This window comes from Streptomyces sp. NPDC104371, from assembly GCF_055583785.1.
Genome location: NZ_JBVJNF010000001.1, coordinates 457,002 through 481,697, shown reverse-complemented (window position 1 = coordinate 481,697; position 24,696 = coordinate 457,002). Strand labels below are relative to the sequence as shown.

22 protein-coding genes and 1 pseudogene are annotated in these 24,696 nt (G+C 69.7%); 6 read left to right on the top strand and 17 right to left on the bottom strand.

Annotation, left to right across the window (positions count from 1 at the left end; all coding sequences use genetic code 11):
- Nucleotides 1-175 precede the first annotated feature (175 nt).
- The 5 genes from ACZ60T_RS02260 to ACZ60T_RS02240 all read right to left on the bottom strand — a co-directional run bounded on the left by ACZ60T_RS02260 (nucleotide 176) and on the right by ACZ60T_RS02240 (nucleotide 8,158).
- Nucleotides 176-2,311, bottom strand: coding sequence for a glycoside hydrolase family 6 protein (locus ACZ60T_RS02260; protein ID WP_469663705.1), 2,136 nt, complete (start codon nucleotides 2,309-2,311; stop codon nucleotides 176-178).
- 78 nt (nucleotides 2,312-2,389) lie between these two features.
- A complete protein-coding gene (locus tag ACZ60T_RS02255) occupies nucleotides 2,390-4,306 on the bottom strand; it encodes a cellulase family glycosylhydrolase (protein WP_469663703.1) in 1,917 nt (638 codons plus the stop codon).
- A 787-nt stretch (nucleotides 4,307-5,093) separates the two neighbouring features.
- Complete coding sequence (locus ACZ60T_RS02250) at nucleotides 5,094-6,143, bottom strand: LacI family DNA-binding transcriptional regulator (protein WP_469663701.1); 1,050 nt, start codon at nucleotides 6,141-6,143, stop codon at nucleotides 5,094-5,096.
- Nucleotides 6,144-6,306: 163 nt separating this feature from the next.
- Nucleotides 6,307-6,942, bottom strand: coding sequence for a response regulator (locus ACZ60T_RS02245; protein WP_469663700.1), 636 nt, complete (start codon nucleotides 6,940-6,942; stop codon nucleotides 6,307-6,309).
- Complete coding sequence (locus ACZ60T_RS02240) at nucleotides 6,932-8,158, bottom strand: sensor histidine kinase (RefSeq protein ID WP_469663698.1); 1,227 nt, start codon at nucleotides 8,156-8,158, stop codon at nucleotides 6,932-6,934. The genes ACZ60T_RS02245 and ACZ60T_RS02240 overlap by 11 nt, the downstream gene beginning before the upstream one ends.
- 171 nt (nucleotides 8,159-8,329) lie before the next feature.
- Between ACZ60T_RS02240 and ACZ60T_RS02235 the strand changes: the two genes are divergently transcribed.
- A complete protein-coding gene (locus ACZ60T_RS02235; protein ID WP_469664721.1) occupies nucleotides 8,330-9,418 on the top strand; it encodes an ABC transporter permease in 1,089 nt (362 codons plus the stop codon).
- Nucleotides 9,415-10,113, top strand: coding sequence for an ABC transporter ATP-binding protein (locus ACZ60T_RS02230; protein ID WP_469663696.1), 699 nt, complete (start codon nucleotides 9,415-9,417; stop codon nucleotides 10,111-10,113). Before ACZ60T_RS02235 ends, ACZ60T_RS02230 begins: the two co-directional genes overlap by 4 nt.
- 168 nt (nucleotides 10,114-10,281) lie before the next feature.
- Here the strand turns inward: ACZ60T_RS02230 and ACZ60T_RS02225 are convergent, their stop codons facing one another.
- Nucleotides 10,282-10,791, bottom strand: coding sequence for a F0F1 ATP synthase subunit B family protein (locus ACZ60T_RS02225; protein WP_365632137.1), 510 nt, complete (start codon nucleotides 10,789-10,791; stop codon nucleotides 10,282-10,284).
- A gap of 145 nt (nucleotides 10,792-10,936) precedes the next feature.
- Here ACZ60T_RS02225 and ACZ60T_RS02220 point away from each other — a divergent pair, with 145 nt between their 5' ends.
- Complete coding sequence (locus tag ACZ60T_RS02220; RefSeq protein WP_469663694.1) at nucleotides 10,937-11,866, top strand: ADP-ribosylglycohydrolase family protein; 930 nt, start codon at nucleotides 10,937-10,939, stop codon at nucleotides 11,864-11,866.
- A 12-nt stretch (nucleotides 11,867-11,878) separates the two neighbouring features.
- On the opposite strand, the gene ACZ60T_RS02215 is transcribed toward ACZ60T_RS02220, so the two are convergent.
- Nucleotides 11,879-12,802: a GNAT family N-acetyltransferase gene (locus ACZ60T_RS02215; protein WP_469664719.1), complete on the bottom strand. Its 924-nt coding sequence runs from the start codon at nucleotides 12,800-12,802 to the stop codon at nucleotides 11,879-11,881.
- Nucleotides 12,803-13,091: 289 nt separating this feature from the next.
- On the opposite strand from ACZ60T_RS02215, the gene ACZ60T_RS02210 reads away from it, so the two are divergent.
- A complete protein-coding gene (locus tag ACZ60T_RS02210) occupies nucleotides 13,092-14,411 on the top strand; it encodes a DUF4419 domain-containing protein (RefSeq protein WP_469663692.1) in 1,320 nt (439 codons plus the stop codon).
- 24 nt (nucleotides 14,412-14,435) lie between these two features.
- Here the strand turns inward: ACZ60T_RS02210 and ACZ60T_RS02205 are convergent.
- The 8 genes and pseudogenes from ACZ60T_RS02205 to ACZ60T_RS02170 form a co-directional block, all read right to left on the bottom strand.
- Nucleotides 14,436-14,612 (bottom strand): annotated as a pseudogene (locus ACZ60T_RS02205) (aminoglycoside phosphotransferase); the annotation flags it as partial.
- Between the two features lie 83 nt (nucleotides 14,613-14,695).
- Complete coding sequence (locus ACZ60T_RS02200) at nucleotides 14,696-15,751, bottom strand: 2-aminoethylphosphonate ABC transporter substrate-binding protein (protein WP_365632122.1); 1,056 nt, start codon at nucleotides 15,749-15,751, stop codon at nucleotides 14,696-14,698.
- A 48-nt stretch (nucleotides 15,752-15,799) separates the two neighbouring features.
- Nucleotides 15,800-16,597 (bottom strand): ABC transporter permease, encoded by a 798-nt coding sequence (locus tag ACZ60T_RS02195; RefSeq protein ID WP_365632119.1) that lies wholly within the window; start codon nucleotides 16,595-16,597, stop codon nucleotides 15,800-15,802.
- On the bottom strand, nucleotides 16,584-17,411 hold the full coding sequence (locus ACZ60T_RS02190) for a 2-aminoethylphosphonate ABC transporter permease subunit (protein WP_365632116.1): 828 nt from the start codon (nucleotides 17,409-17,411) through the stop codon (nucleotides 16,584-16,586). Before ACZ60T_RS02190 ends, ACZ60T_RS02195 begins: the two co-directional genes overlap by 14 nt.
- Entirely contained in the window at nucleotides 17,404-18,450 is a 1,047-nt protein-coding gene (locus ACZ60T_RS02185) for an ABC transporter ATP-binding protein (protein WP_469663689.1), read from the bottom strand. Before ACZ60T_RS02185 ends, ACZ60T_RS02190 begins: the two co-directional genes overlap by 8 nt.
- Entirely contained in the window at nucleotides 18,450-19,106 is a 657-nt protein-coding gene (locus tag ACZ60T_RS02180; protein ID WP_469664717.1) for an HAD family hydrolase, read from the bottom strand. Before ACZ60T_RS02180 ends, ACZ60T_RS02185 begins: the two co-directional genes overlap by 1 nt.
- 86 nt (nucleotides 19,107-19,192) lie before the next feature.
- Nucleotides 19,193-20,311: a TIGR03364 family FAD-dependent oxidoreductase gene (locus tag ACZ60T_RS02175; protein ID WP_469663687.1), complete on the bottom strand. Its 1,119-nt coding sequence runs from the start codon at nucleotides 20,309-20,311 to the stop codon at nucleotides 19,193-19,195.
- Nucleotides 20,312-20,459: 148 nt separating this feature from the next.
- Nucleotides 20,460-21,233 (bottom strand): GntR family transcriptional regulator, encoded by a 774-nt coding sequence (locus tag ACZ60T_RS02170; protein ID WP_365632107.1) that lies wholly within the window; start codon nucleotides 21,231-21,233, stop codon nucleotides 20,460-20,462.
- A gap of 118 nt (nucleotides 21,234-21,351) precedes the next feature.
- Between ACZ60T_RS02170 and ACZ60T_RS02165 the strand changes: the two genes are divergently transcribed.
- On the top strand, nucleotides 21,352-22,149 hold the full coding sequence (locus ACZ60T_RS02165) for an SAM-dependent methyltransferase (RefSeq protein ID WP_365632104.1): 798 nt from the start codon (nucleotides 21,352-21,354) through the stop codon (nucleotides 22,147-22,149).
- A gap of 152 nt (nucleotides 22,150-22,301) precedes the next feature.
- On the opposite strand, the gene ACZ60T_RS02160 is transcribed toward ACZ60T_RS02165, so the two are convergent.
- Nucleotides 22,302-23,342, bottom strand: coding sequence for a zinc-dependent alcohol dehydrogenase family protein (locus ACZ60T_RS02160; RefSeq protein WP_469663684.1), 1,041 nt, complete (start codon nucleotides 23,340-23,342; stop codon nucleotides 22,302-22,304).
- Nucleotides 23,339-23,761 carry a hypothetical protein gene (locus ACZ60T_RS02155; protein WP_469663682.1) on the bottom strand — a complete coding sequence of 141 codons (423 nt, stop codon included), beginning with the start codon at nucleotides 23,759-23,761 and terminating at the stop codon, nucleotides 23,339-23,341. The genes ACZ60T_RS02160 and ACZ60T_RS02155 overlap by 4 nt, the downstream gene beginning before the upstream one ends.
- Before the next feature lie 120 nt (nucleotides 23,762-23,881).
- Between ACZ60T_RS02155 and ACZ60T_RS02150 the strand changes: the two genes are divergently transcribed.
- Nucleotides 23,882-24,685, top strand: coding sequence for a helix-turn-helix domain-containing protein (locus ACZ60T_RS02150; RefSeq protein ID WP_469663680.1), 804 nt, complete (start codon nucleotides 23,882-23,884; stop codon nucleotides 24,683-24,685).
- Nucleotides 24,686-24,696: the final 11 nt, after the last annotated feature.

Sequence of the window (24,696 nt, the reverse complement as noted above, 5' to 3'; positions counted from 1 at the left end):
TCCGGCGGGGGCGGGAGAGGCCGCAGCACGGCGCCATCACCTTGGTCATGGCGCCGTGCTCCGGGACCCGGCCGCGGCCCGAAGCGGGGCAGGACAGGGCGGGAGCGGCCGGGCTGCTTCGCGGGTGCTCAGGGTGCGGGAGCCGGGAGGCATGGCTCCCGCACCCTGGGTTCGGTCAGGGCTCGATGCCGCCCGCGAGCGTGCCGCTGACGTACACGGTCACCTTGGTGGCGTCGGCGTAGGAGGTGTTGGTGGCGTAGCTGTAGTCGTCGGTCTCACTGAAGTTCGACCAGTCGGTCTTGTTGATACGGATCTGGAGGTCACCGGTGTTCGCACCCGCGGCGAGGCTCCCGGCGCCGGAGCTGAAGCTGACCTCCAGGTAGTGGTCCGCGCCCGCCTTCGGCGAGGAGAGGGCGACGACCTTCTGGGTGATGTTGCCGCAGCCGATCGCCGCGTAGTCGCAGGAGGCGGTGAAGGTGGAGGCGCCGCTGTCACCGGTGAAGTAGTAGCGCAGGGTCACCTTCGACAGATCCAGCGAGCCGCTGCCGGTGTTGACCACGCGCAGGCCGGGCTTGATCTGGTTGTCGGTGGCCGAGGTGTCGTTGTTCTTGTACTGGACCTTGGCGGCTCCGGTTCCGGGGGTGCCGCCGCCACCGTCGGAGGACTGGGTGGTGGCCGTGACCGCGCTGGAGGCCGCCGAGGTGTTACCGGCCGCGTCCTTGGCCTTCACGGTGTAGGAGTACGTGGTTGATGCGGTAAGTCCCGAGTCGGTGTACGAGGTTGAGGTGGCGCTGCCCACCTTCGTGCTGCCCCGGTAGATGTCGTAGCCGGTGACGCCCACGTTGTCCGTCGACGCGGTCCACTTCAGCGACACACTCGTGGCCGTCGTGCCCGTCACGGTGAGGCCTGACGGTGCCGACGGAGCGGTCGTGTCACCGCCGCCACCGCCACCACCGACAGGCGGGTAGGCGTTCTGGAGCAACTGCTGGAACTGCGCGGAGAACCAGTGCCCGGCCAGCGGCGAGTTCGGCAGCGCGCCGGACTTGTTGTTGCCGTTGCGTCCGTTGCCCCCGTAATCCGGGTCGCACATCTGGTCGAAGCCCTTGCCCTCGTTGTTGTCGATGGGCTGGCTCGCACCGTCCGACTCACCCGGAGGCTTGACCCACACGTAGGCGTCGATACCGCTCGCCGGGGCCGCGGTCGGCCGCTCGCCGAGACCGGCACCGCTCTGGTTGCACCAGTTGCCCGCGTGGATCCGCCGGTCGATCCGGCTGCCGTTGACGTAGTCGTCCACGGAGGTCTGCGGGCCGGGGCCGCTCGGCCGGGCGGAACCGCCCCACCCGTTGCGGGAGGTGTCGATCAGCATCCCGATACCGGAGTTGAACCCCTTCGATATCAAGGAGCTGCGCAGACCCTGGGCGAAGGACTGCTCGTCCACGTACTGGTTCCAGTCCACCCACTTCGACTGCCGCACCGTCGTACCGTTGACGCTGTCGGTGACCTTGAAGTTGGGCTCCACCGTCGGCGAGTAGTTGGCCGTGTTGGTGATGAACCCGTGCACGTCGTTGACCGTGGCACCGGAGGTGGTCGCGGCCTTGTAGAACTCGGCCGCGGACGGGTCGAGGTTGGTGTCCCAGCCCAGCCAGCCATGGTGCGCGGCGTCGATGTAGTTGTACACGTTCGGGATCGCGCCCAGGTTGTGCAGCGCGTAGCCGACGCCCTTCTCGTAGTTGCCGTTCTCCTTCATCGTCGCGCACTGGGTCGTGGACCCGTCCGTGCCACCGGCGTTGGTGACGAGGTTCGGCAGCGAGTCGGGCTCGATGATGGTGACGATGCGCAGGTTGGCGTAGGCCGGCTTGGCGAGGATCGCGGCGATCGGGTCGATGTACTCCGTCTGGTAGCGGCCGAGTTCCGTGGGGCCCAGCTCACCGTTGGAGGCCAGCGCGGCACAGTCGCGTCCGGGCAGGTCGTAGATCACGAGTGTGATCAGGTCGGCGCCCTGGGTGACCGCCTTGTCGAGGTGCTCCTGCAGACCCATTCGGCCGGTGCTGCCGGAGATGGCCGAGATGCTGTCCAGCCACACGCCGGTCGGCGTGTTGGCGACCGCGCTGCCGCCGGGCTCCGCGGCGGCGTGCGCGGACCACTCCGGGTTCACGTACTCCTTCGCACCCACATAGGGGTTGTCGACCCGCGAAGCGGCGGAAGCGGTCGGTGCGTTGAGCGCCACAGCCAGGGCGGAGCTCAGTGTGAGCGCCGTGAGCGCCGCGAGACCGCGACGGGCGAGGCGTCTGGGGGGACGTTGGACCTTCATCACCAAGGGGTTCCTTCCGTGGGGGTGTTCTGACGCGTGGTGCGGACGTGCGGGACACCACGCAGAGGGGATGGACCGTCAGGGCTCGATGCCGCCCGCGAGGGTGCCGTTGACGTACGCGGTCACCTTGGTGGTGTCGGCGTAGGAGGTGTTGGTGGCGTAGCTGTAGTCGTCGGTCTCGCTGAAGTTGGACCAGTCGGTCTTGTTGATACGGATCTGGAGGTCGCCGGTGTCGGCGTTCGCGGCGAGGCTTCCGGCGCCCGAGGTGAATCCCAGCTCCAGGTAGTGGTCCGCGCCTGACTTCGGCGAGGAGAGGGCGACAACCTTCTGCGTGATGTTGCCGCAGCCGATCGCCGCGTAGTCGCAGGAGGCGGTGAAGGTGGTGGCGCCGCTGTCTCCGGTGAAGTAGTAGCGCAGGGTCACCTTTGACAGGTCCAGCGAGCCGCTGCCGGTGTTGACCACGCGCAGGCCGGGCTTGATCTGGTTGTCGGTGGCCGAGGTGTCGTTGTTCTTGTACTGGACCTTGGCGGCTCCGGTTCCGGGGGTGCCGCCGCCACCGTCGGAGGACTGGGTGGTGGCCGTGACCGCGCTGGAGGCCGCCGAGGTGTTACCGGCCGCGTCCTTGGCCTTCACGGTGTACGAGTAGGTGCTCGACGCGGTAAGTCCCGAGTCGGTGTACGAGGTTGAGGTGGCGGTTCCCACCTTCGTGCTGCCCCGGTACACGTCGTAGCCGGTGACGCCCACGTCGTCGGTCGACGCCGTCCACTTCAGCGACACGCTCGTGGCCGTCGTCCCCGTCACCGCCAGGTTCGTCGGCGTCGACGGAGCCTTCGTGTCCGAACCGCCGCCCCCGCCGCCGGAGGCGAAACCGGGCGCCTTGACGGGGTCGAGGTAAGCGTCCTTGGTGGTGTTGACCGTCGTCCAGTCGTCGTTGAGGATGCCGCCGGTGTCACCGGAGTCGGGGTTCAGGCTCCAGAACGTCCACTGGAAACTGTCGGCGCCGTACTGGGCGTTGGGGCGGAGGTAGTCCACCAGCGCCCGCAGCCATGTCTGGTCGGTGGTCGACTGGAGTGTCGTACCGAACTCGCCGAGCCAGACCGGCGCGGTGTTGTTCTTGAACAGGTATCCCCAGTTCTTGTCCCAGATGCCCGGCATGTTGCCGGGGAAGGACGGGTCACTGAACCAGGACTGCGCGAACACGCTCGTGGCGTAGTCGTGCGCCGAGTAGACCAGCCGGTCGGAGACATCGAGCCGGACCGGATAGGTACCGGCCCCCTGAAGGTTGCCGCCCCACCAGTACGATTCGCCGTTGTACGACGACACACCCTCGACGAAGATCAGGAGCTTGGAGTTCACCGACAGGACGGCGTTGCCACCGCGCTCGGCCGCCAGCCGCCAGTCGATGCTGGTGTCGCCGCAGCCCCAACAGGCCGGATCATGCGGTTCGTTGTGCAGGTCGATCCCGACGACCGTCGAGTTGTCCGCGTAACGGCTCGCCAGCGCCTTGAGGTCGGCGATCCACGTGGACTCCGGAACGCTGTCGGTGTACCACAGCGCCGACTGCCCGCCCGCGTCCGGCCGGTGGCGGTCGAGGATGACCTTCAGGCCGATCTGTCCCGAGTACGCGACGATCTTGTCCATGACCTGAAGCGAGTTCAGTCCTTGAAGATCGGCGTTCTTCCCGCTCGAGAAGTCGATACTGCTCGGCATCGTGCCGGACTTGAAGATATCGTCGGAGTACGGGAGCCGGAGCGTGTTGTATCCGAGCGAGGCGACCTGGTCGAGCATGGACTTGTAGTCCCGGGCCCACAGCCCATGGACCACGTTGTTCGAGGTCTCGAACCCGAACCAGTTGATCCCGGCTATCCGTACGGGAGTTCCGCTCGCATCCAGGATCTGGCGGCCACTGGTGTGCCAGTACCCGCTTCCCGCGGCGTTGGCCGCCCGCGCGGGCGTCACACTGGTCACGGCGGCCAGCAGGGCGAGCAGGACCATGGCTACGGTGCCGATGATCGGATATCGCCGAACAGCCAGTGCCTGCTGGGGAACTGTGCCTGATTCCGCGGGTCTTACAGGTCTCGCACGTCTCGCAGGTCTCACACGTGTCATTGCAGCCGACTCCCTTTCGCGTGGCATTGCCCCGTGCTGGCCGACAGTGACCGCACCTCGAAGATCCCGTGGTGCCCGCGCCATTGCGGTTCGGATGCGGTGGTGCTGCGCAGGGAAGCGCAGCCCGTTCCGGAGGGTCGGGACAATGCGCGATCACCGACTCCGCAGCGGGCAACTCCCGTGAGTTAAAAGCGGGTTGAGCATGGGAGCGCTCCCAGCGAATGAGGAAAATAACAACTCGCGACACCGCTGTGAAGAGGCCCGGCGTAACCCGGGCGTAACGGCGCGCTCACACAGCACCGCGGCGACGCGCGAGTCCCACCCGGGCCCGGTACGCGAACAGGCGTGCTGAGATGGGGCTTTGGCTTGCCGATCTCGGTAACGAGCCCGCGCGGGAACGGGACTTACCCGAACGGAAACGATCAACCCTCCCGGAGCCTCGCGTCGGCGCGACGAGGGTCCGGGGGAGGGGAATCGGGGTGTTGCGGCTCTAGGGGGTGTTTCGAAAGTAGCGTCGTCCGCCCGGAGGGCGGGCCCCGCGGCGTCTGGTGCGGTGCATCGCAAGGCGGAGGGTTGCCCGCGTACTGGATGTACGCGGGCAATCCCGACAACGCGGCGAGGTGCCGTGCCAGGCGTCGCGGGGCAGACGGGACTTTCGAAACACGCCCTAGGCTCAGGCGGACTCCCGCCGTACCAGCTCCGTGGACAGCACCACATGGCGCCGGGTGGTGGTACGGGACCCGATCTGCTCCAGCAGCACCCGCGCCATCGTGCGGCCCATCTCCTCGGTCGGCTGCCGGACGCTCGTGAGCGGCGGGAGCGCGTGCCGGGCGATCGCCGAGTCGTCGAAGCCGATCAGCGCGACGTCCTCGGGCACGCGCCGCCCCGCCTGGCGCAGGACGTGCAGGGCGCCGATGGCCATGACGTCGGACGCGGCGAAGACGGCGTCGATGCCGGGATGCCGCTCCAGCAGCTCCCGCATGGCCGCGCGCCCGCCCTCCTCCGTGAAGTCACCGTGCGCGACCAGCGAGGTGTCGGCACCGAGACCGGCGGCGTCCATCGCCTGGGTGTAGCCGTCGAGACGGCAGCGGGCGACGTACATGTCCAGCGGCCCGGTGATGGTCGCGACGGTCCGCCGCCCCAGCCCCAGCAGATGCTCCGCCGCCGACCGCGCACCGCCGACGTTGTCCGCGTCGACATAGGACATCCACTCCCGTTCCGACCGGCGGCCGTTCAGCACGGTCGGCACCTGCAACTGTGCCAGCAGGTCGGGCAGCGGGTCGTCCTCGTGCACGGACACCAGCAGCACGCCGTCGACCCGGCGCGCCTCCATGTGCTGCGCGAGCCGCTGCCGTTCCCGCGGGGTGCGGATCAGGGTGAGCAGCAACTGCATGTCCGTATCGGCCAGTTCCGTACTCACTCCGCGGACGATGTCCAGGAAGTACGGTTCGGCGCTGAGCCGGGTCTCCGGTTCGGGGATCACCAGCGCGACCGCGTCCGTGCGGTCCGCGGCCAAGGCGCGCGCCGCGCGGTTGGGTACGTACCCCAGTTCCGCGATCGCCGCTTCGACCGCCGCCCTCGCCTGGGCGCTTACGTGCGGAGAACCGTTGACCACCCGTGAGACCGTGCCCCGTCCGACACCGGCCCGTGCGGCGACCATCTCCAGTGTCGGCCGGCCACCGCGTCCTGTGCCCGCAGCCGTCGCGCTCTTTCCCGTCACCATGGATGAAAGCCCGTCAGTCGCACCCATCAATATGTTCGCTCCCTTGACAAATCCCGGAGGAACGTGGACCTTCATTATGCCGCATCTGGGAGCGCTCCCACGGGAGCGCTCCCAGATCGGCCCGGATCGCGCCGATGCCCGGGGTGTTCGTACGGACTCCGGGTCAGCGGCGGATGAGGCCGAGGTCGGTGGCGGTGGCCACGGCGGCGGTGCGGGAGTCGGTTCCGAGTTTGGCGTAGACGCGGGCCAGATGTGACTTGATGGTGCCCTCGGTGAGGTGGAGCCGTCGGCCGATCATCTGGTTGGACAGGCCCTCGGCGACCAGTGCGAGGACCTCGGTCTCACGCCTTGTCAGGGTGGTGGCGGGGGTACGGAGGCGCTTCATGAGCCGGTCGGCGACGGCGGGGGCGAGAGTGGTGCGGCCGGTGGCGGCAGTGCGTACGGCGGCGGCCAGGTCTTCGGGCGGGGCGTCCTTGAGGAGGTAGCCGGTGGCCCCGGCCTCGATGGCGGGCAGGGTGTCGGCGTCCGAGTCGTAGGTGGTGACGATCAGCACGCGGGGGGCGCCCGGCCGGGCCGTGATCACCGCGGTGGCTTCGGCGCCGCCCATGCCCCTGCCGAACTGCAGGTCCATCAGGACGACGTCGATGTCGCCCTGGGCGGCGCGGGCGATCGCGTCCTCCGCGGTGGCGGCCTCGGCCACCACGGCGAGTCCGGGTTCGGTCGCCAGCACGGCGCGCAGCCCGGCACGTACGACTGGATGGTCATCGGCCAGGAGCAGGCGGATGGGGCTATCGGTCACCGGAGGCCTCGGGATCTGTGTCGGCGGTCGGGGGCAGGGGGAGTCGGGCGGCCAGCGCGGTGCCGCGGCCGGGGGCGGATTCTACGGTGAGGGTGCCTCCGAGAGCGCGCATGCGGGCGCGCATGGCGGCCAGTCCGAACCCGCCGCTGTCAGGATCGGAGGCAGGTAGCCGATCGGGGTCGAATCCGGCGCCGTCGTCGACGACGGCGAGGGTGACCTGGTCGCCCAGGTGGCTGAGGGTGACCTCGATGCCGGTGGCGTCGGCGTGGTGGACGGTGTTGGCAAGGGCGGACTGGGCGACGCGCAGCAGCGCGACCTCGTGTGCGGTGGGCAGTTGTCCCGCTTCGCCGGTGAGATGGAACCGTGCGGTGACGCGGTGCCGGGTGGAGGTGGTGGCGCACAGGCGCTCCAGCGCACCTGCCAGGGTGGAGTCCTCCAGGGCGGGCGGGGCGAGGGCGGCGACGAAGCGGCGGGCCTCAGCGAGGTTGTCCACGGCAGCCTGACGGGCCTGCTCCACGTAGTCGACGGCAGTCTCCGGTGTGCCGGGCAGGGCGCGTCCGGCGGCGCGCAGCAGCAGTTGGATGCTGGACAGGCCCTGGGCGAGGGTGTCGTGGATCTCGCGGGCCAGGCGCTCACGCTCGGCCAGCACGCCCGCGGTGTGCTGGGCGTGGGCGAGATCGGCGCGGGTGGCTGTGAGTTCCTCGATGAGGCGTCGGCGTTGTTCGCTCTCGCGGTACAGCGCCTGATATCCCCACACGACCGCGACGGCGACGGCGGCGCCCAACGCCGGGCCGATCGCCGTGGCGAGGCTGAATGATCCCTGATGGGCCGCGAAGGCGGCGATCGCCGCGAGCGCGGTCACCGCCACGGCGGCCAGGCCGACCCGGCGCGGCAGCAGGTGGAGTTGCAGGAAGTACAGCGGGAAGGCGACCCACACGCCGTCGGCGGACAGCGCCAGCAGCACCAGCCAGCAGGCGCCGACGGCGGCCAGCCAGCAGGCCGCGGCCCTCCGCGAGCCGCGGATGCGCGGCAGGACCGGGCCCGCCGCGTACACCACAGCACACGCCGCGGCCACGGAGACGGTCAGGGCGGCGTGGGGGCGGCTGTCGGCCAGGGCCCGGCCCGCGGCCAGGGCGAGGAGGGCGACGATCAGCAGGTGCAGGCACCAGGCCAGGGCCCGGGTGGTCGGGGTCAGGGAAGGAGCGGTGGTGTTCACAGTCCTTCCAGCGTAGGGAGCCTGCCCCGAGGCTGCCTCCATCGAAAGTTACAACTCGCGTCCCGTCCTTCGGCCCGGGAAGTGCCCTCTGTGGCCAGATGCCCGCGCGGGAGGCGGCGGCGATGGTGGGGGCATACCGATTCCACCGTGCCAGAGAGGGCAGGCCAAGCCGTGTTCGTCGCCTGGAGAGATCTGAGGTTCGCCAAGGGGCGCTTCGCCCTGATGGGGACCGTCATCGTCCTCATCACACTGTTGGTCGGGCTGCTGTCCGGGCTGACCGCCGGGCTGGGTCAGCAGAACATCTCCGCCATCACCGGCCTGTCCGCCGACAAGATCGCCTTCCAGGCTCCCGGCGGCGGCCAGGACGTGTCGTACTCCAACTCCACCGTCACGGAGAAGCAGTGGCAGCAGTGGTCCACGGCCCCTGGGGTCATCAGCGCCGAACCGCTGGGGGTCACCACCACCAAGGCCACCGCCGGGGACAGGAGCATCGGGGTCTCCGCCTTCGGGGTCCAGCCGGGCTCCCGCCTCGCCCCGGACGGCAACAAGATCGACAGCGAGTCGGTGGTGCTCTCCACCACAGCCGCCGAGGAGCTCGGGATCAAGGCGGGCGACACCTTCACCCTGGCCGGTCAGCATCTGACCGTGGCCGCGGTCCGGGGACACGCTTCCTTCAGTTACACCCCGGTCGTCTGGACCGGCCTCGACGTCTGGCGGAAGACCACGCCCCCCACCAGTGGCGGCAGCGGCCCGACCGCGACCGTGATCGCCCTGAACACCGCTTCCGGCGCCGACACCGAGGCCGCCGACCGGGCAGTGGGCACCAAGACGGTGTCCAAGGACGACTCCCTGTCCGCGATCGGCTCCTACACCTCCGAGAACGGCTCCCTGCAACTGATGCGCGGCTTCCTGTTCGTCATCTCCGCTCTCGTCATCGGCGCCTTCTTCACCGTGTGGACCATCCAGCGCAGCGGCGACATCGCGGTCCTCAAAGCACTCGGCGCCTCCACCGCCGACCTCCTCAAGGACGCGCTCGGCCAGGCCGTGATCCTGCTCGCCGGAGGCACCCTGATCGGCACCGGCATCGCGGCCGGCCTCGGGGCCCTCGTCTCCGGCGGCACCGTGCCGTTCCTCCTCACCCCCGCCACCGTCCTGCTGCCCGCCGCCGTGATGATCCTCCTCGGTGCGCTCGGGGCCGCCCTGTCCATCCGCCGCATCACCTCCGTCGACCCGCTGACCGCCCTGGGGAGCGCCCGATGAGCCTCGACCTGACCGACATCACCCTCACCTACCCCGACGGCGACACCCGGCTGACCGCCCTCGACCACGTCACGCTCGACGTCCCCCAGGGCACCCTCGCCGCCGTGGTCGGCCCCTCCGGCTCCGGCAAGTCCAGCCTTCTCGCCGTGGCCGCCACCCTCATCACCCCCGACGCCGGCACCGTCACCATCGACGGCACCGACACCACGGGCATGAGCCGCGGCGAACTCACCGACCTGCGCCGCCACAAGATCGGCATCGTCTTCCAGCAGCCCAACCTGCTGCCTTCCCTCACCGCCGCCGAACAGCTCCAGGTGATGGCCCAGCTCGACGGCCGCAGCCCCGCCAAGGCCCGCCCCCGCGCCCTCGAACTCCTCGACGCGGTCGGGCTGGTCGGCCAGGCCGACCGCCGCCCCCACCAGCTCTCCGGCGGCCAGCGGCAACGCGTCAACATCGCTCGCGCCCTGATGAACGAGCCCACCGTCCTCCTGATCGACGAACCCACCAGCGCCCTCGACCACGAACGCGGCGCCGCCGTCCTCGACCTCATCACCCGCCTCACTCACCAGCGGGCCACCGCGACCGTCCTGGTCACCCACGACCGCACCCATCTCACCGCCGTCGACCAGATCGCCGAAGTCCACGACGGACGCCTGCGCCATCGACTCGGGCAACTGCCGTCTACAGCGCGGTGATCGACGGCAGCACTTGAGCGGTACCACGAGAAGTACGGCAAGGTGATCTCGGCACGTTCGCCACGGTCATCTGCCCGGCGTCGCTGCTGGACCACATCCGGGAGCACGGTGGCAAGGCGGGCAGGGGGCACAGCGTCGGAGCGGCGACGGTGACTACGCCCTCGTCGACTACGCCTTCGTCGCGGCGGTGGCGTCCACCTCGGCGAAGAACGCGTCGGCGATCTCCTGTGCCCTGCGCTCATCGGCGATCGGCTCGCCCAGGATGCGTCCGGCCAGATCGACGGCCAGCCTGAGCACATCCTCCCGGAGCGCCGCCTCGGCGACGATCCGATCGGCTTCCAACTGTGCCGTGGCGGATGCCACTAGCTCATCGCGCTGCCGCTGCCCCTCGGCCCGGACCTGCTGGATGAGGAGGTGTCCCTCGTCGGTCGCGACCTGCCTGATGCGGGCGGCCTCGTGACGCGCCTCGGAGAGTTCGGCCTGGTACGCGGCGTGAATCTCTCGCGCCTTCGTATGGATGGCTTCGCTCTCGTCGCGAGTGCCGTCGATAGCGTCCCGCCGGGCCTCAAGGGCGCTGTTGATGCGCGGCAACAGGAGTTTCGCGAAGGTGAAGAAGACTACCGCGAAACAGATCACCGCGATTATGAGCTGGTCAACCTTTGGTTCCAGTGGTCCCATGGGCGGAGCCTAACAGCGGGGGCAATGGCGAACAGCCCCGTTGCTCGTGAAGGTTGAATTTCAGTCGCCTACCCGTCGACGCCGAGGCTCCTGGGGTGAAGAGGTGGGCTGTGAGGCTGTCGTACGGCGCCGATAGCCTGCCTGGATGAAGCGTATGGAGCGAGCTGTCGCGACTGTTGTGGCTTCAGCGGTGGGTGACGCGCTGGGCGCCCCCTTCGAGTTCGGACCCGAGGGTGCGTTCTCCGCCCGGTTCCCGAAGCCGGGGCACGGCGGCGAGATGTGCGGAGGCGGCGGTTGGGAACCGGGTGAGGCCACGGACGACACACAGATGGCCGTTCTCGTCGCGGAGTCGCTGCTCCAGCGGGGCGGGTTGGACCTGCCGGACATCTTCGCCCGCTTCCAGCGGTGGGCGGCAGGCGGTCCCAAGGACATCGGCCTCCAGACCGAGGACGTGCTGACCAACGGCATGCCGTGGGACCGCGCCGCCGCGACTCACTTCCAGATCAATCAACAAGCCGCCGGTAACGGCTCGTTGATGAGAGCGTCGACCTCCGCGGTCTACTTCGCGTCCGCCGGGCAGTCGGCGACGATGGACGCAGCCCGGCGCATCGCCGCGCTCACCCATGGCGACCGCGCTGCCTGGGAAGGCACCGCCATCTTCCACGAACTCATCCGCCGCACGCTCGCGGGTGCCGACCCCCGCACCGCCGTCCCCGACATCCTGGATCTCGTCCACGCCGACCACCGACAGCGGTATGCCACCGTCCTTGCCGCTGACTGGCATCCGGACCAGGCGACCGAGTTCAACGGTGCGGTCTGGCCCTGTCTGGGGACGGCGGTCTGGGCTCTGCGCAGCACGACCGGCTTCGAGGAGGCGGTCCGCGCGGCGGTCGACGTCGGCGGTGACACGGACACGGTCGCCGCGGTCACCGGAGGCCTCGCGGGCGCCTGGTACGGACTCGACGCGATCCCCGCCCGCTGGACCGAGCCGTTGCACGTCCCCCTTCCCGGGTTCGGCGGGCGGGTGTTGGTGCTGGATGACCTGATCGAACTCGCACAGCGCCTTGAGGGCTGAACTCGGCTGACGTCAGCTCCAGGTCATGTTGATCTCCCGCCCGAAGTTGACGTACCCCGCGCGCCGGAAGGCGTTCGCCATGGGGACGTTGCCCAGGTCTGTGGACGCGCGGATACGGGGGACGTCCTGCTCGGCGAGGATGTGGGTGCCCTCGGCCAGCAGGTCGTCGATGTAGCCGTTGCCGCGGTGTGCGGGGAGGACGGCGATGTAGGCGATGATCGGGTTGTAGCCGTTGTGGGCCGGGAGGACGAACCCCACGGGTTCTCCGTCGGGGAGCGTCGCGATGCGCCACCAGTCCTGCGGGCTTGTGTAGCGCGCGAGTTCGTCCTCGTAGTGCTTGACTGCCGCCTCCCGCGCGGACATTCGGGTCAGGTCGTCACGGCTGTGCGCGTCCAGAGTGCCGTCCAGAACCGAGGTCATCAGCGACACGAGTTCCTCGGCATCGCGCAGGGCGCGGAATGCAAGGCGTTCGCCGCGCTGGGGAGTTGGCGATGTCGGCCGCCATTCCAGACGCAGCCGCTCGACGAACAACCGGGCGCCGGTTCGTTCCAGTACCGCCATGCGGCTTTCGACCGCTTGTCGGGTCGCCGTGTTCTCACGCCAGTCCGGCGGGATGAAACGGCTGTACTCAGGGGGTGGCGACCCGTCCGGGAGAGTGGCGGCCATCGCGGTACGCAACAGCCGTACGCCGACGTCGACTTGAGCGGCGGTCGAGGCACTCTCGTCGAGGTCGAGGACGTCCAGGAGGAAGGGTGTGTCGCTGCCGGGTCGGCTCCACCAGGCAGCCCTGGCGAGGAGACGGTCACCGCGCAGGGCGACCCACATCCATTCCGGACGTCGGCGTCCGGCGGCGAGGTCGTCCGCCAGTTCCTCGTCGAGGACGTAAGGGAGTTGGGAGAAGAGGTCGAGTTCTTCGCGTCCGCTGATCGGACGCATGGTCAGGTCGTACGGTTCCACGGTCAAGGCACGCTCCGGTGAAGGCGCCTGTCCGCTCCGGGGGGTCAGACGCGGTCCGCGCCCCGGGAGGACACAGGCGCGGTGATCATGGCAGTCATCGGCTTGTCCCTCCTCTCGCTGTCGTGCCCCGCGCTCTCATGGCGGGGCTTCGGCCGCCATGTGTATCCGATCGCTGTCCTGTCCGCAATTCCCGCTGATCATCGGTGTGTGAGGACCCGGCCTCTTAAGATCAGGGCCGTTCACGGATTCCGGCGCCTGGGGGATACGGATGGCCTTCGAGATAGACCTGCCACTTGCTGAAGACACGGAGGCAGCCCGACTCGCTTCCGAACTCACCGAACTCGGCAACGAGCGCTTCCTGCGGGCTGTGCTCCGCGACGAGGCGCGCTTCCACCATCGCAGCACCGATCGCCTCCTCGGCTGGCCCACCGACGTACCGGAGATCAGCGACTCCACCTCCAGCCTTCTGCTGCGCGCCGTTCACCTGTGCTTCACGGCTCACCTGCCGCTGAGCCTCTCGCCCGACCTGCTCTGGTACGCCGTCGTGCACGAGGTGGCCGTCCATGTCCGCCTGAACTCCGGTACGTACGCGGGGCTGTTCACCGAGACGCCGGGGTACCGGCAGACCATCGCCGTCCGCGACGACCTGGCCCCGCTGGATTGGGGGCGCTCGATCGACCTGGTCCAACAGCCCTTGCGGGCCCGTATCGGCGACGAGGTGGCGGACCTGTTGCAGCCCGCCTTCTCGACCACCACCTCCGCCGAGGCCACGGCCGCGCTGGTGGCGCTGATGGATGTGGTCAGCCCGTACTACCGCTTCCGTTGGGTCACGCTCTGCGGCATTCCCCGGATCCGGCTGGAGGGCACGGACCGGGACTGGCGTCTGCTGGCGGCGCGGGTACGGGAGTTGGAAGGGTGGTTCGAGGGCCTGCGGCCGTGGTTCGCCGCCTTGCACCCGGTGCTGGACTCGATCTGGGCGACGGCCTCGGGGTGGGGCGTCGACGAGCAGTTCTGGCGTTCGCTCTACAAGTGGGAGTCGCTGTCCGGCGGCGATACGGTCACTGGCTGGATCAGTGCCTTCTTCGCCCACCGGTACACCGCCGACGGACCGATTCCCAAAGAGTCGTTCGGCCCGGGAACCACCGGCGGGCGGGACTTCCCTTCCCATATCTCCCGTGTCCCGTTCCGCTGGGAGACACCCACCGGCACACGCGACATGGCCTTCCTCGGCGGTGTGCTCGGCACGGAACGTGACGGTGAGTGGATCCGGCCGCGCCTCGGCCACGCCGTGGTGGAACTGCTCCCGGCTGCGTCGCCCCGCGACGAGCGTCTGCCCGAGCCGTGGACGATGGCCGACATCCAGCGCGTCAGTGGCTGTCCACAGGCCCATCTCCTCAGTGCCGTCGGGACGGTCACTCTGGACGGCGAACCCCTCCGGGCCGACTGCGCGATCAACTTCAACGGGCTCTGCGCGGTACGGGCCGACGACGGCGACTGGTATCTCGGCGACCTTGTGTCCGACACGGGTGACATCCGGTGCTGGGGCAACTACGGCCCTGACCTCGACCACGCTCTGCGGTCGCTCTAGTCGGCGGCGCTGAGGCGAGACCTGTCACATGCCTCTCAGCACACGACCGAGTGCTGCTCGGCCTGCGGGTCCCCATGTCGGCTTGCCGCCAGGAAGGCCTCGGTCCCCGTTCTGGCCCATCAGCATGAGGAACAGGCTCTTCAGGGCGGCCAGCCCGCGGGCACGCCGGATCGTCGCCTCGTCCGCGTGCGCGTAGACGTCCTGATGTGGAGGAAGACGCGGCTGACTGCGTCCGATGCCGTCGGCACCCTGGAGACCGGAGGGTGCCGACGGCATTCGCGGGCTCAGCTTCCCGTCGCCGACTTCCACTCGTCGATGTACGACGTCAGGTTCTTGTCGATGTCGTTCCAGTCGGGCTGGAAGGTCTGGACGCCGTCCATGAGGTTGGACAGTGCGATCGCGTTGCGGTCGGTGGCCGTGATGTCCTTGCGGGCCGCGAAGCCGCCGCCGATCTTGCTGACCTGGCCCTGGGCCGTCCGGCCGAGCATGTAGTCGAGGAGCTTCTTGCCGTTCTCGCTGTGCGGGGCCTTGGTGACCAGGCCGGCCGCGTACGGCAGGGCGAAGGTGGTGGGCTTGCCGCCCGCGCGGGCCGGGAACCAGATGCCGAGGTTCGGCATGTCCTTGGACTGGGCGAAGTTCATCTGCACATCACCGTTGGCGACGAGGAGTTCGCCCTTGTCCACCTTGGGGGCGAGCTTGCCGGTGGAGGCGGACGGGCCGACGTTGTTGGCCTGGAGCTTGCCGAGGAACTCCATCGCCTGCTTCTCGCCGCCGAAGTCGTGCAGCGCCTTGATCAGCACCGCGGTGCCGTCACCCGCGACACCGGGCGTGGAGTACTGAAGCTTGTTCTTGTAGCCGCTGTCGAGCAGTTCCTCCCACGTGGTGGGGGCCTTCGGCAGCTCCTTCTTGTTGTAGACGAACCCGAAGTAGTTGTTCACGACGGCGGTCCAGGTGCCGTCGGACGCCTTGTCGGCGCTGCCGACCTGGTCGGCACCCTTGGGGGCGTACTTCTGCAACAGGCCCTTGCTGTCGGCCTGTTGGATGAACGGCGGGAGAGTGACGAGCACGTCGGCCTGCGGGTTGTTCTTCTCGCGCGCGGCGCGCTGCACCATCTCGCCGGAGCCGCCCTCGACGTACTTGACCTTGATCCCGGTCTGCTTCTCGAAGTCCTTGAAGACCTGGTCGTACCAGCCGTCCCCGGCCTCGCCCTTGAGGCCGTCGGCGCTGTAGACGGTGACGACCTTCTCGTCGGAGGCGGCGGAGGAACCGCCGCAGGCGGAGAGCGCGGGCGCGGCGAGGACGGTCAGAGCGATCGCGATCTTGAGGGTTTTCCTGGACATGGCGCAGTGAGTTCCTTGCGGGGGAGGGACGTTGGGAGGAGGAGCGTGTTACCGGTACGAGGCCTTCGTGCGGATGCGCGAGACCGCGAGCAGGACCAGCAGGGTCGCCGCCATGAGGACCACGGCCAGCGCGGACCCGGCGAACAGCGAACCGCGGTCGGTGGCCGCGTAGATGAGCACCGGAAGCGGTGTCCAGTCCGGCGGATAGAGCATCATCGTGGCGCTCAACTCGCCCATGGACAGGGCGAAGCAGAGCCCGGCCGCCGCCGTGAGCGACGGCAGCAGGAGCGGCAGCTTGACCCGCCACAGGACGTACGAGGGCCGGGCGCCGAGGGAGGCGGCGGCCTGTTCGTACGCCGGGTCCAGGCGGACGATCGCGGCCGACACCGACTGGTAGGCGAAGGCCGTGACCAGTACCGCGTGGGCGGCGATCACGATCCAGCGGGTGCCGTTGAGCAGGATCGGCGGCTGGGAGAAGGCGACAAGGATCGCGAGGCCCACGACGACCGAGGGCACGGCGACGGGCAGCACGAACAGCGCGTCGAGCACGCGGCGCACCCGCTTGGGCAGCGAGGCCGCCGAGAGCGCCGCCCAGGTGCCCGCGGCCAGCGCGATCAGGCTCGCGGTGGCGGCCGTGACCAGGCTGGTGGTCAGGGCCTGGAGGGCCTCACCGCGGGTGGCCGCGCTGTAGTGGGCGGTGGTCAGGTCGGAGGGCAGGACGCTCGACCAGTGGGTGGCGAACGAGGCGGCCAGGACCACGAGCAGGGGCAGGGCGAACAAGGGGATGAAGAGGACGAGGAACAGGGTCCACAGGGCCCATCTCGTCCCGCGGCTATGCACCAGCACGACGGCTCACCACCCGGTAGAGGCCGTACAGCCCCACGGAGATCAGGACATTGACGACGGCGACCACACAGGCGCCCGGGTAGTCGGACTCCAGGATCGCCTTGCTGTACACGAGCATCGGGAGCGTGGTGACGCCCTTGGCCCCGGTGAAGAGCACGATGCCGAACTCGTTGAGGCACAGCACGAGGACGAGGCTGCCGCCGGCCGCGAGCGCGGGCAGCGCCTCGGGCAGGATCACCTGCCGGATGATGCGGGGCGCGCGGGCGCCCAGCGAACTGGCCGCCTCCAACTGCGCGGTGTCCAGATGCGAGAAGGCGGCGAGCAGTGGCCGGATCACGAACGGTGTGAAGTACGTGATCTCGGCGAGCAGTACGCCCCACGGTGTGGTGAGGAACTGGAAGGGCCCCTCGGCCGCCCCGGTGACGTCCGTCCACACCCCGTTGGCCATGCCGACCGTGCCGTAGATGAACAGCAGGGCCAGCGTGATCAGGAAGGACGGGAAGGACAGGAAGACATCGATGAACTTGGCGACCGCCTTCGCGCCCCGGAACGGTACGAAGGCGATGACCAGGGCGAGGAAGAACCCGAGGACCAGACATCCGACCGTGGCCGCGGGCGCGAGCCAGACCGTCGTCCACAGGGCGTCGCGGAAGGCGCCGGAGGCGAAGACGTCGGTGTACGGCTCGAACGAGGTGCCGCCGCTGTCCGGTTGGACGGACTGCCGCACGACGAGGAACAGCGGGTAGAGGAAGAAGACGGCGAGGAGGGCCACGGGGGGCAGGGCCCAGAGCAGCCTTCTGGTCGAGCTAGTCATGGGCGATTCCCGCGGTCAGCAACACCGCGTCCTCGGGCGCGAAGTGCAGGGTGACCTCGTCGCCATGGGCGGGCGGCGTGCGCAGTTCGGGGACGTCCGCCATGACCCGATGGCCGTCCACCTCGACGTACAGCCGGTGGGTGGCGCCACGCCACTGGATCTCCGAGACCGTGCCCGTCAGCCGGTTGGGGCCCGCGCCGAGGCCGACCAGATGCGGTCGTACGCACAGCGTGGCCGTCGCTCCCGGTGCCGCCTCGGCCGTGGCCACCTTCAACTCGGTGTCCGCGAAGGCGACTCCGCCCGTGCCGACCGTCACCGGCAGCAGGTTCGCGTTGCCGACGAAGGACGCCGTGAACGCGTTCGCGGGCGCCCGGTACAGCTCCCTCGGTGTGCCGCACGCCTGGAGCCGTGCGCTGTCCATCACCGCGATCCGGTCGGCCAGGGTCAGCGCCTCGACTTGGTCGTGGGTGACGTAGAGGATCGACACATCGGGCAACTCGCGGTGCAGCCGGGACAGTTCGGCGAGCATGTCGGAGCGCAGCCGGGCGTCGAGCGCGGACAGCGGCTCGTCCAGGAGCAGGACGTCGGGCCGGATGGCCAACGCCCGTGCGATGGCGACGCGTTGCTGCTGGCCGCCGGACAACTCGCGCGGGTGGCGGCGGGCGTAGGCCGCCATGCCCGTCATCTCCAGCGCCTCGGTGACCCGTTCCCGGATCTCCGCCTTGGGGGTCTTGCGCGCCTTGAGTCCGAAGGCCACGTTGTCCTCGACCCTGAGATGCGGGAAGAGTGCGTACTGCTGGACGACCATGCCGATGCCCCGCCGGTAGGGCGGCAGATCGGTGACGTCCCGGTCGCCGAGGAACACCCGCCCGGCGGTGGGCCGTACGAACCCGGCGACCGCCCGCAGCGCGGTGGTCTTGCCGGATCCGGACGGCCCGAGCAGCGCCATGACCTCGCCCGTCTCGACGGTCAGGTCGAGGGAGTCGAGGACGGTGTTCCCGCCGTAGGCGACGGAGACGCCGTCGAAGCGGATACCCATCAGCCGATACCCCTGAGCAGGGCGGGGAGTTCGGCGACGGAGGCGAGGACATGGGTGGCGCCCGAGGCGCGGTGAGCGTCCTCCGCGTGAGCGCCGGTGAGCACCCCGGCGACCACGCCCGCCCCGGCCCGGACACCGCTGAGCACGTCGTACGAGGTGTCACCGACGACCGCCACCTGGCGCACGCCGTCGGCCGCCTTCGTCCGTACGAACGCCTCCAGCACCATGTCGGGGAAGGGCCGTCCGCGTCCGCCAGCGTCGGCGGGGCAGAGGGTGAGCGGCACCAGGTCGTGCCAGCCGAGGGTGTCGAGGATGGCGTCCTGCGTGACGCGGGCGAAGCCGGTCGTCAGGACGACGGTACGGCCGTCCCGCTGAAGTTCCTCGATGGCCTCGCGGGCGCCGGGGATCGGCTCGATGAGGCCCCCGTCGACGAGGTCGCCGTACGCCTTCTCGAAGGCGGCGTTGGCGCGCTGGGCCAGCTCCTCGGTGCCGAACAGATGGCGGAAGACGGAGATCTTGGACTCGCCCATGGTGGCGCGGACATAGGCGAGCTTCTCGGCGTGGTCGGGCGTGCCGGGCTCGACGCCGAGTTCGACGGCGGCGGCCTCGAAGGCGCGCTCGACCAGGCCGCCGTCGGCGACAGTGGTGCCGGCCATGTCGAGGACGACGAGACGGATGTCCTGGACCGCGTCGGTCGTACCGGTCGCGTCGGTCCGGTGGGGGGTGTTGTGGGTCAACTGATTCACCAGCCCAGTTCGTTGGCGGTCGTCTCGGCGATGGCGGGGGAGCAGGTCATACCGCGCCCACCGGGCCCGGTGACCAGCCAGACGCCGTCGCGTACCTGCTGCCGGTGCACGACGCGGCTGCTGTCCGTGCACTGCGCGTACACCCCGGCCCAGCGGCGCCGGATCTTCGGCAGCGGGCGGCCGAGGAAGGACTCCACGACCTGGGTGAGATGGTCGTAGGGGTCCTCCAACGTGTCGAACGCGAAGGGGTGTTCGTACTCGTGGGTGTCACCGATGGTCAGTCCGCCGTCGGCGCGCTGCACCATCAGGAGCTGCATCCGGTTCTCGGCGGCTGTCTTGGCCTGCGGCTGCCGGGCGTTCAGCTCGTCCAGGGCGGCCGACTTGTACGCCGGGTAGTAGCGGAAGCTGTCGCCGTCCGCGACCGAGGTGGTCAGCGGCTCGCCCAGCGGGTCGGTCTGCATCATCTGGAGGCGGACGCGACGCACGGGCAGGTCGGGGCCGGCCAGTTCGCGGACCAGGCCGCCCAGCCAGGCGCCGGTGCACAGGACCACCGCGTCGCCCGAGTGGATGTCGCCGTGGTCGTCACGGACGGTGGCCGTACCGGTGACCTCGCGGACCTCACGGCCGCCCAGGAAGCGGTAGTTGGGAGACTTCTCCAGCTCGGCGCGCAGGGCACGCTGCGCGGTGCGCGGCTCCACGGCGGCGTCGCGTGCGCAGTGCAGGGCCGCGATGAACTCGCCGCGCAGGGCGGGGTTGACGGCGCGGGCCTCGGCGGGGGCCAGCAGCCGGTAGCCACGGGCCGCGGCGTCCTCGCGGGCCACCGCGGCCTCGGCGACGGCGAGTTCGAGCTCGGTACGGATCGGGGTGAGGGAGCCGATGGCCCGGAACCCGAGCGCGGGCACCTTCGCCCCGATCTCCTCCCACATCTCCCGTGCGCGCAGGGCGGTGTCGAGCTCCTCACCACCCGCTCGGCCACTGACCCAGATCTGGCCGAAGTTGCGCAGCGAAGCTCCGCGCGCCTCGGTCTCGCGCTCGATCTGTACGACCTCGTGGCCGCGCTGAATTGCTTGCCAGGCGTGCATGGTGCCGACCACGCCGCCTCCGACGATTGTCATTCTCACGCCCCACACAGTGCTCTCGCACAAGGAACCGGAGGGGGCCGGTTGTCAACGAGAAGGTGAACGAGGTGCCACTTTTGGGCTAGACCCGTTATCTCTTCGTGATATTCGTCGGAGGTGGCGGACACCGGCCCTTCGGCAGCCGTCAGCCCTTGAGATCCGTGGTGCCCTGGAGATGCGTGGTGAAGGAGAAGCGATCTCCTCGGTACAGGCTGCGCACGCGCTCCAGCGGCTTCCCCTCCGTGTCCCGCGAGACCCGGTGGATCAGCAGCATCGGCAGGGCGGGCGGAGTGCCGATGAGCAGGGCCTCGCGCGGGGTGGCCAGGACGGTCTCCAGGCGCTCGTCGGCGTCGCCGAAGGCCATGCCCTTGGCCTGGAGGTAGGCGTAGAAGGAGGAGTCCGGATCGAAGTCGGTGTCGAAGCCGGGGACGCGCGCCACGGCGACGTACGTGCTCTCCAGACCCACCCGCTCGTCGTCCGCGAGCAGGATGCGCTCCAGATGCCAGACGGGCTCGCCGCAGGTCAGCCCGGTCTCGGCGGCGAGGGCCTGCGGGCATGGGAAGCGGTCGAGGGAGACGAGGGTACGGCCGGGGGTGCGCCCCTGCCGCCGTACGCCCTCGGTGTAGCTGGCGAGCGACAGCGGCTGGGCCAGCTTGGGGCCCGCGACGACGGTGCCCCGGCCCTGGCGGCGCAGCCGGCCCTCCAGCACCAGCTCGCGCAGCGCCTGGCGGACGGTCTCGCGGGCGACGTCGTAGCGTTCGGACAGGTCACGCTCGGTAGGGATGAGGCCGCCCTCTCCCAGCTCATCGAGCAGCTCGGCGATGCGCGCCTTGACCGCGTAGTACTTCGGGATGCGTCCGTGCTCGGGTATGCCGGAGCGGACGGGGGAGCCGGGGGCCTGGTTGTTCGGGTAGTCCACGGGACAGATGGTCGCAGACGCCGGGGCCGGTTCCCGCGCGCGCTCGATGTGCGAAGCTGTCGCCAGCCGTTCGCGCGGGTGAAGAGACAGCGGCGGCGGTTGTCGAAAGGGGCGGTGCATGACACAGGACGGCTTAGGCATCACGGAGATCGACACCAGCAGGCCGCACCCCGCGCGGATCTACGACTACCTGCTCGGCGGCAAGGACAACTACGACGTGGACCGCCGGGCCGGTGACGAACTCGCCGCCACCGCGCCCGAGGTGAGGATCGGCCTGCGGGCCAACCGCGCCTTCCTGCGGCGCGCCGTGCGGTACGTGGTCGGCAGCGGTGTCCGTCAAGTCCTCGACATCGGCACGGGGTTGCCCACCTCCCCGAACGTGCACGAGGTGGCCCAAGAGGTGGCGCCGGGCGTGCGCGTCGCGTACGTCGACAACGACCCGATCGTGAGCGCACACGGCAGTGCGCTGCTCAGCGGCTGCGGTACGACCCGCAACGTGCTCGCCGATCTGCGCGATCCCCAGGCCATCGTGGACCACCCCGAGGTCCGTCAGGTCATCGACTTCGACGAGCCGGTCGCGGTGTTCCTGGTCGCCATTCTCCACTTCCTCACCGACGCGGAGAAGCCCGAGCAGGTCGTGGCCACCCTGCGCGACGCGCTGCCGGTCGGGAGCTTCCTGGTGCTCTCGCACGCCACAGGGGACTTCGCCGATCGCACCGCGGCCCAGGCCGTCTACAACAAGGCGACCGCCACCTTGAACCTGCGCTCCCGCGCCGAGGTCGAGCGGTTCTTCGACGGCCTCGAACTGGTCGAGCCCGGCCTGGCCCAAGTCCCGTACTGGCGCCCGGACATGCCACCGCCGCCGAGGTCCGAAGAGATCGGCATCTACGGCGGTGTGGCGCGCAAGACGGGCTGAACTGCCCGGACAGCGGCCCGCGTCGGAGCGGCGCCAACGCCCCGGACGGAGCGCGGAGTTCAGGCGGCCGCGCCGGGGCGGGTGTGGTGCGTGACGCCCGCCGACGCGACCATCACGCACCACACCGCCCTCGCCACCGCACGTCCGCCCGGCTATCCGATCTCGATGATCACCTTTCCGAACGGACGGGCGGACGCGTAATACCGGTACGCCGCCACGGCTTCGTCGAACGGGAACACCCGGTCGATGACGGGTCGGAGCCGATGCGCGGTGATGACGTCGTTCATGGAGATGAACTGGGCGCGACTGCCGACCGCCACCGCCCGGACCGTGGCGGCGGCGCCGAACAGCAGACGGGGGTCGACCGGTGACCAGTCACCGGAGACGGACCCCACGAGGGCGACATGTCCGTCGAGAGCAAGTGACTTCAGCGCCTGCTCCAGCGTCCCGGCGGTGTCGACGACGCGGTCGACCCCTCGCCCGCCGGTGAGTTCACAGGCCGCGGTGTGCCAGTCCGGGATGTCGCGGTAGTTGATGACCTCGTCGGCCCCCAGATCGCGAAGGCGCTGTTCCTTGTCCGCGTGGCCCGTCGTGGCGATGACTCTCGCGCCCAGGAGTCTGGCGAACTGCACCGTGAACAGCGACACGCCACCCGAGCCGGTGGCCAGCACCGTCTGTCCCCGCTGGACTCCCCGGCCGTCGCCGGTCAGGGCGTTCCACGCCGTGACGGCGGCGCAGGGAAGAGTCGCCGCCTCGGCGTAGGAGAGGTGGTCGGGGACGGGGACGAGGCCGTCCTCGGGGAGGACGGCCAGCTCGGTCAGCATTCCGTCGAGCGAGCCACCCAACTGCGGCAGGCAGGCCGGTTCCAGCGGGCCGTCCAGCCACCGCGGGAACAGCGTGGCGGTGACGCGGTCGCCTGGGCGCACCCGCCGGACACCCGGCCCCACGGCGACGACCTCGCCGGCCCCGTCCGAGACCGGTATGACGCCCGGTTTGACGGGCAGCACGTACTCTCCCCGTACCACCAGAAGCTCGCGGAAGCCGAGTGAGACGGCGTGGACCGCGACCGCGACCTCCCCCTCTCCCGGCGTGCGTGGTTCGTGCGTCCGCAGCGACAGGCCATCGATACCGCCGCCGGTGCTGACGTGGTAACTGCGCACCGTCGAGGGGAGGTTCGCCGCCGTCGCGGTCATCCTTCGATGAACTGGTAGTCGCTGACGATGCGGCCGTCGGGGCCGAGCACGAGGATCTCCAGCCCGACGCCCGCGACCTCGCCACCGTCCCGCGGCGCCATCTCCCAGTTGAACTTGACGATGTCGTGGAGTCGGTCGGCGTTGTCGCGCGACCGGAAGACGAAGGTGCCGGGCGCGATGAACTCCTCGTAGGAGCGCGTCACCCGGAGCTCCAAGGCGTCGTGCCCGCGCGCCTCCAGCACGAGACGGTCGAAGCCCAGCCCCTCAGCGGTCTGCAGGATCTCCTTGGGAGGCTGGAGCACATGGACCGCGTCGGGGGCCCACAGGTCGCGAATCGCGGCGCGGCGGCGCTCCGCGTCAGGTTCGTTCCACACGGCGGCGTAACGGTCGGTGAGGTGGTGGATGTCGATGTCGGCCATGGTTGTTCCTCTCGGTCGTACATGATCGGCCTGTGGTGACGACCGTGCTGGGTCGGGCGTCGCGCGGCAATTCCCCGCAGGGAATCGCGGATCGGCGGCGAAGCGGGATACACAAGAGGGGTGATCAGTGAATCGACCAGAAGCGGGCTCGCCGAGGCGTTGCGTGCGTGGCGTGCCCGGCGGCACGTCAGCCAACTCGAACTGGCCACGCGTACCGGAACCACGCAGCGGCACGTCAGCTTCATCGAGAGCGGACGGTCGACCCCCGGCCGATCGATGATCATCCGGTTGGCCGAATCCCTGGAGGTGCCGATCCGCGAGCGCAACGAACTGCTCCTCGCGGCCGGATTCGCACCGGTCTACCCGCAGACCAGCCTGGACGACCCCCAACTCGAACCGATCCGCACCGCCCTCGAACGGATCCTGCACGGCCATCTGCCGTACCCGGCGGTGGTCCTCGACCGGCACGGTGACCTCATCTCGGGCAACGCCGCCTTCCACGCGCTCACCGTGGGTGTGGCCCCGCATCTGCTCGAACCGCCGGTGAGCGTTCCCCGGGTGCTGCTGCATCCGCAGGGCCTCGCGCCACGCATCGTCAACCTCGGCGAGTGGGCGTGGCACATCATCGACTGCATCCGGGCCGAGAGCGTACGCAACCCGGACGACCGACTCCAGCGCCTGGCCTGCGAACTCACCGACCTGGTGCCACCACGTCCGTGCGACTCACCGCACCACCTCGGCTTCGCCGTACCGCTGCGCCTGCGGGCGCAGGATCCGGCCGACGAACGGGAGTTCACGCTCATCACCACGCTCACCCACTTCGGCACGGCCATCGATGTCACCGTCGCCGAACTACGACTTGAGGCGTTCCTGCCCGCTGACCAGGCGACCAGTGTCATGCTGGCCGAACTCATGAAGCAGTGACCCGGTCCCCG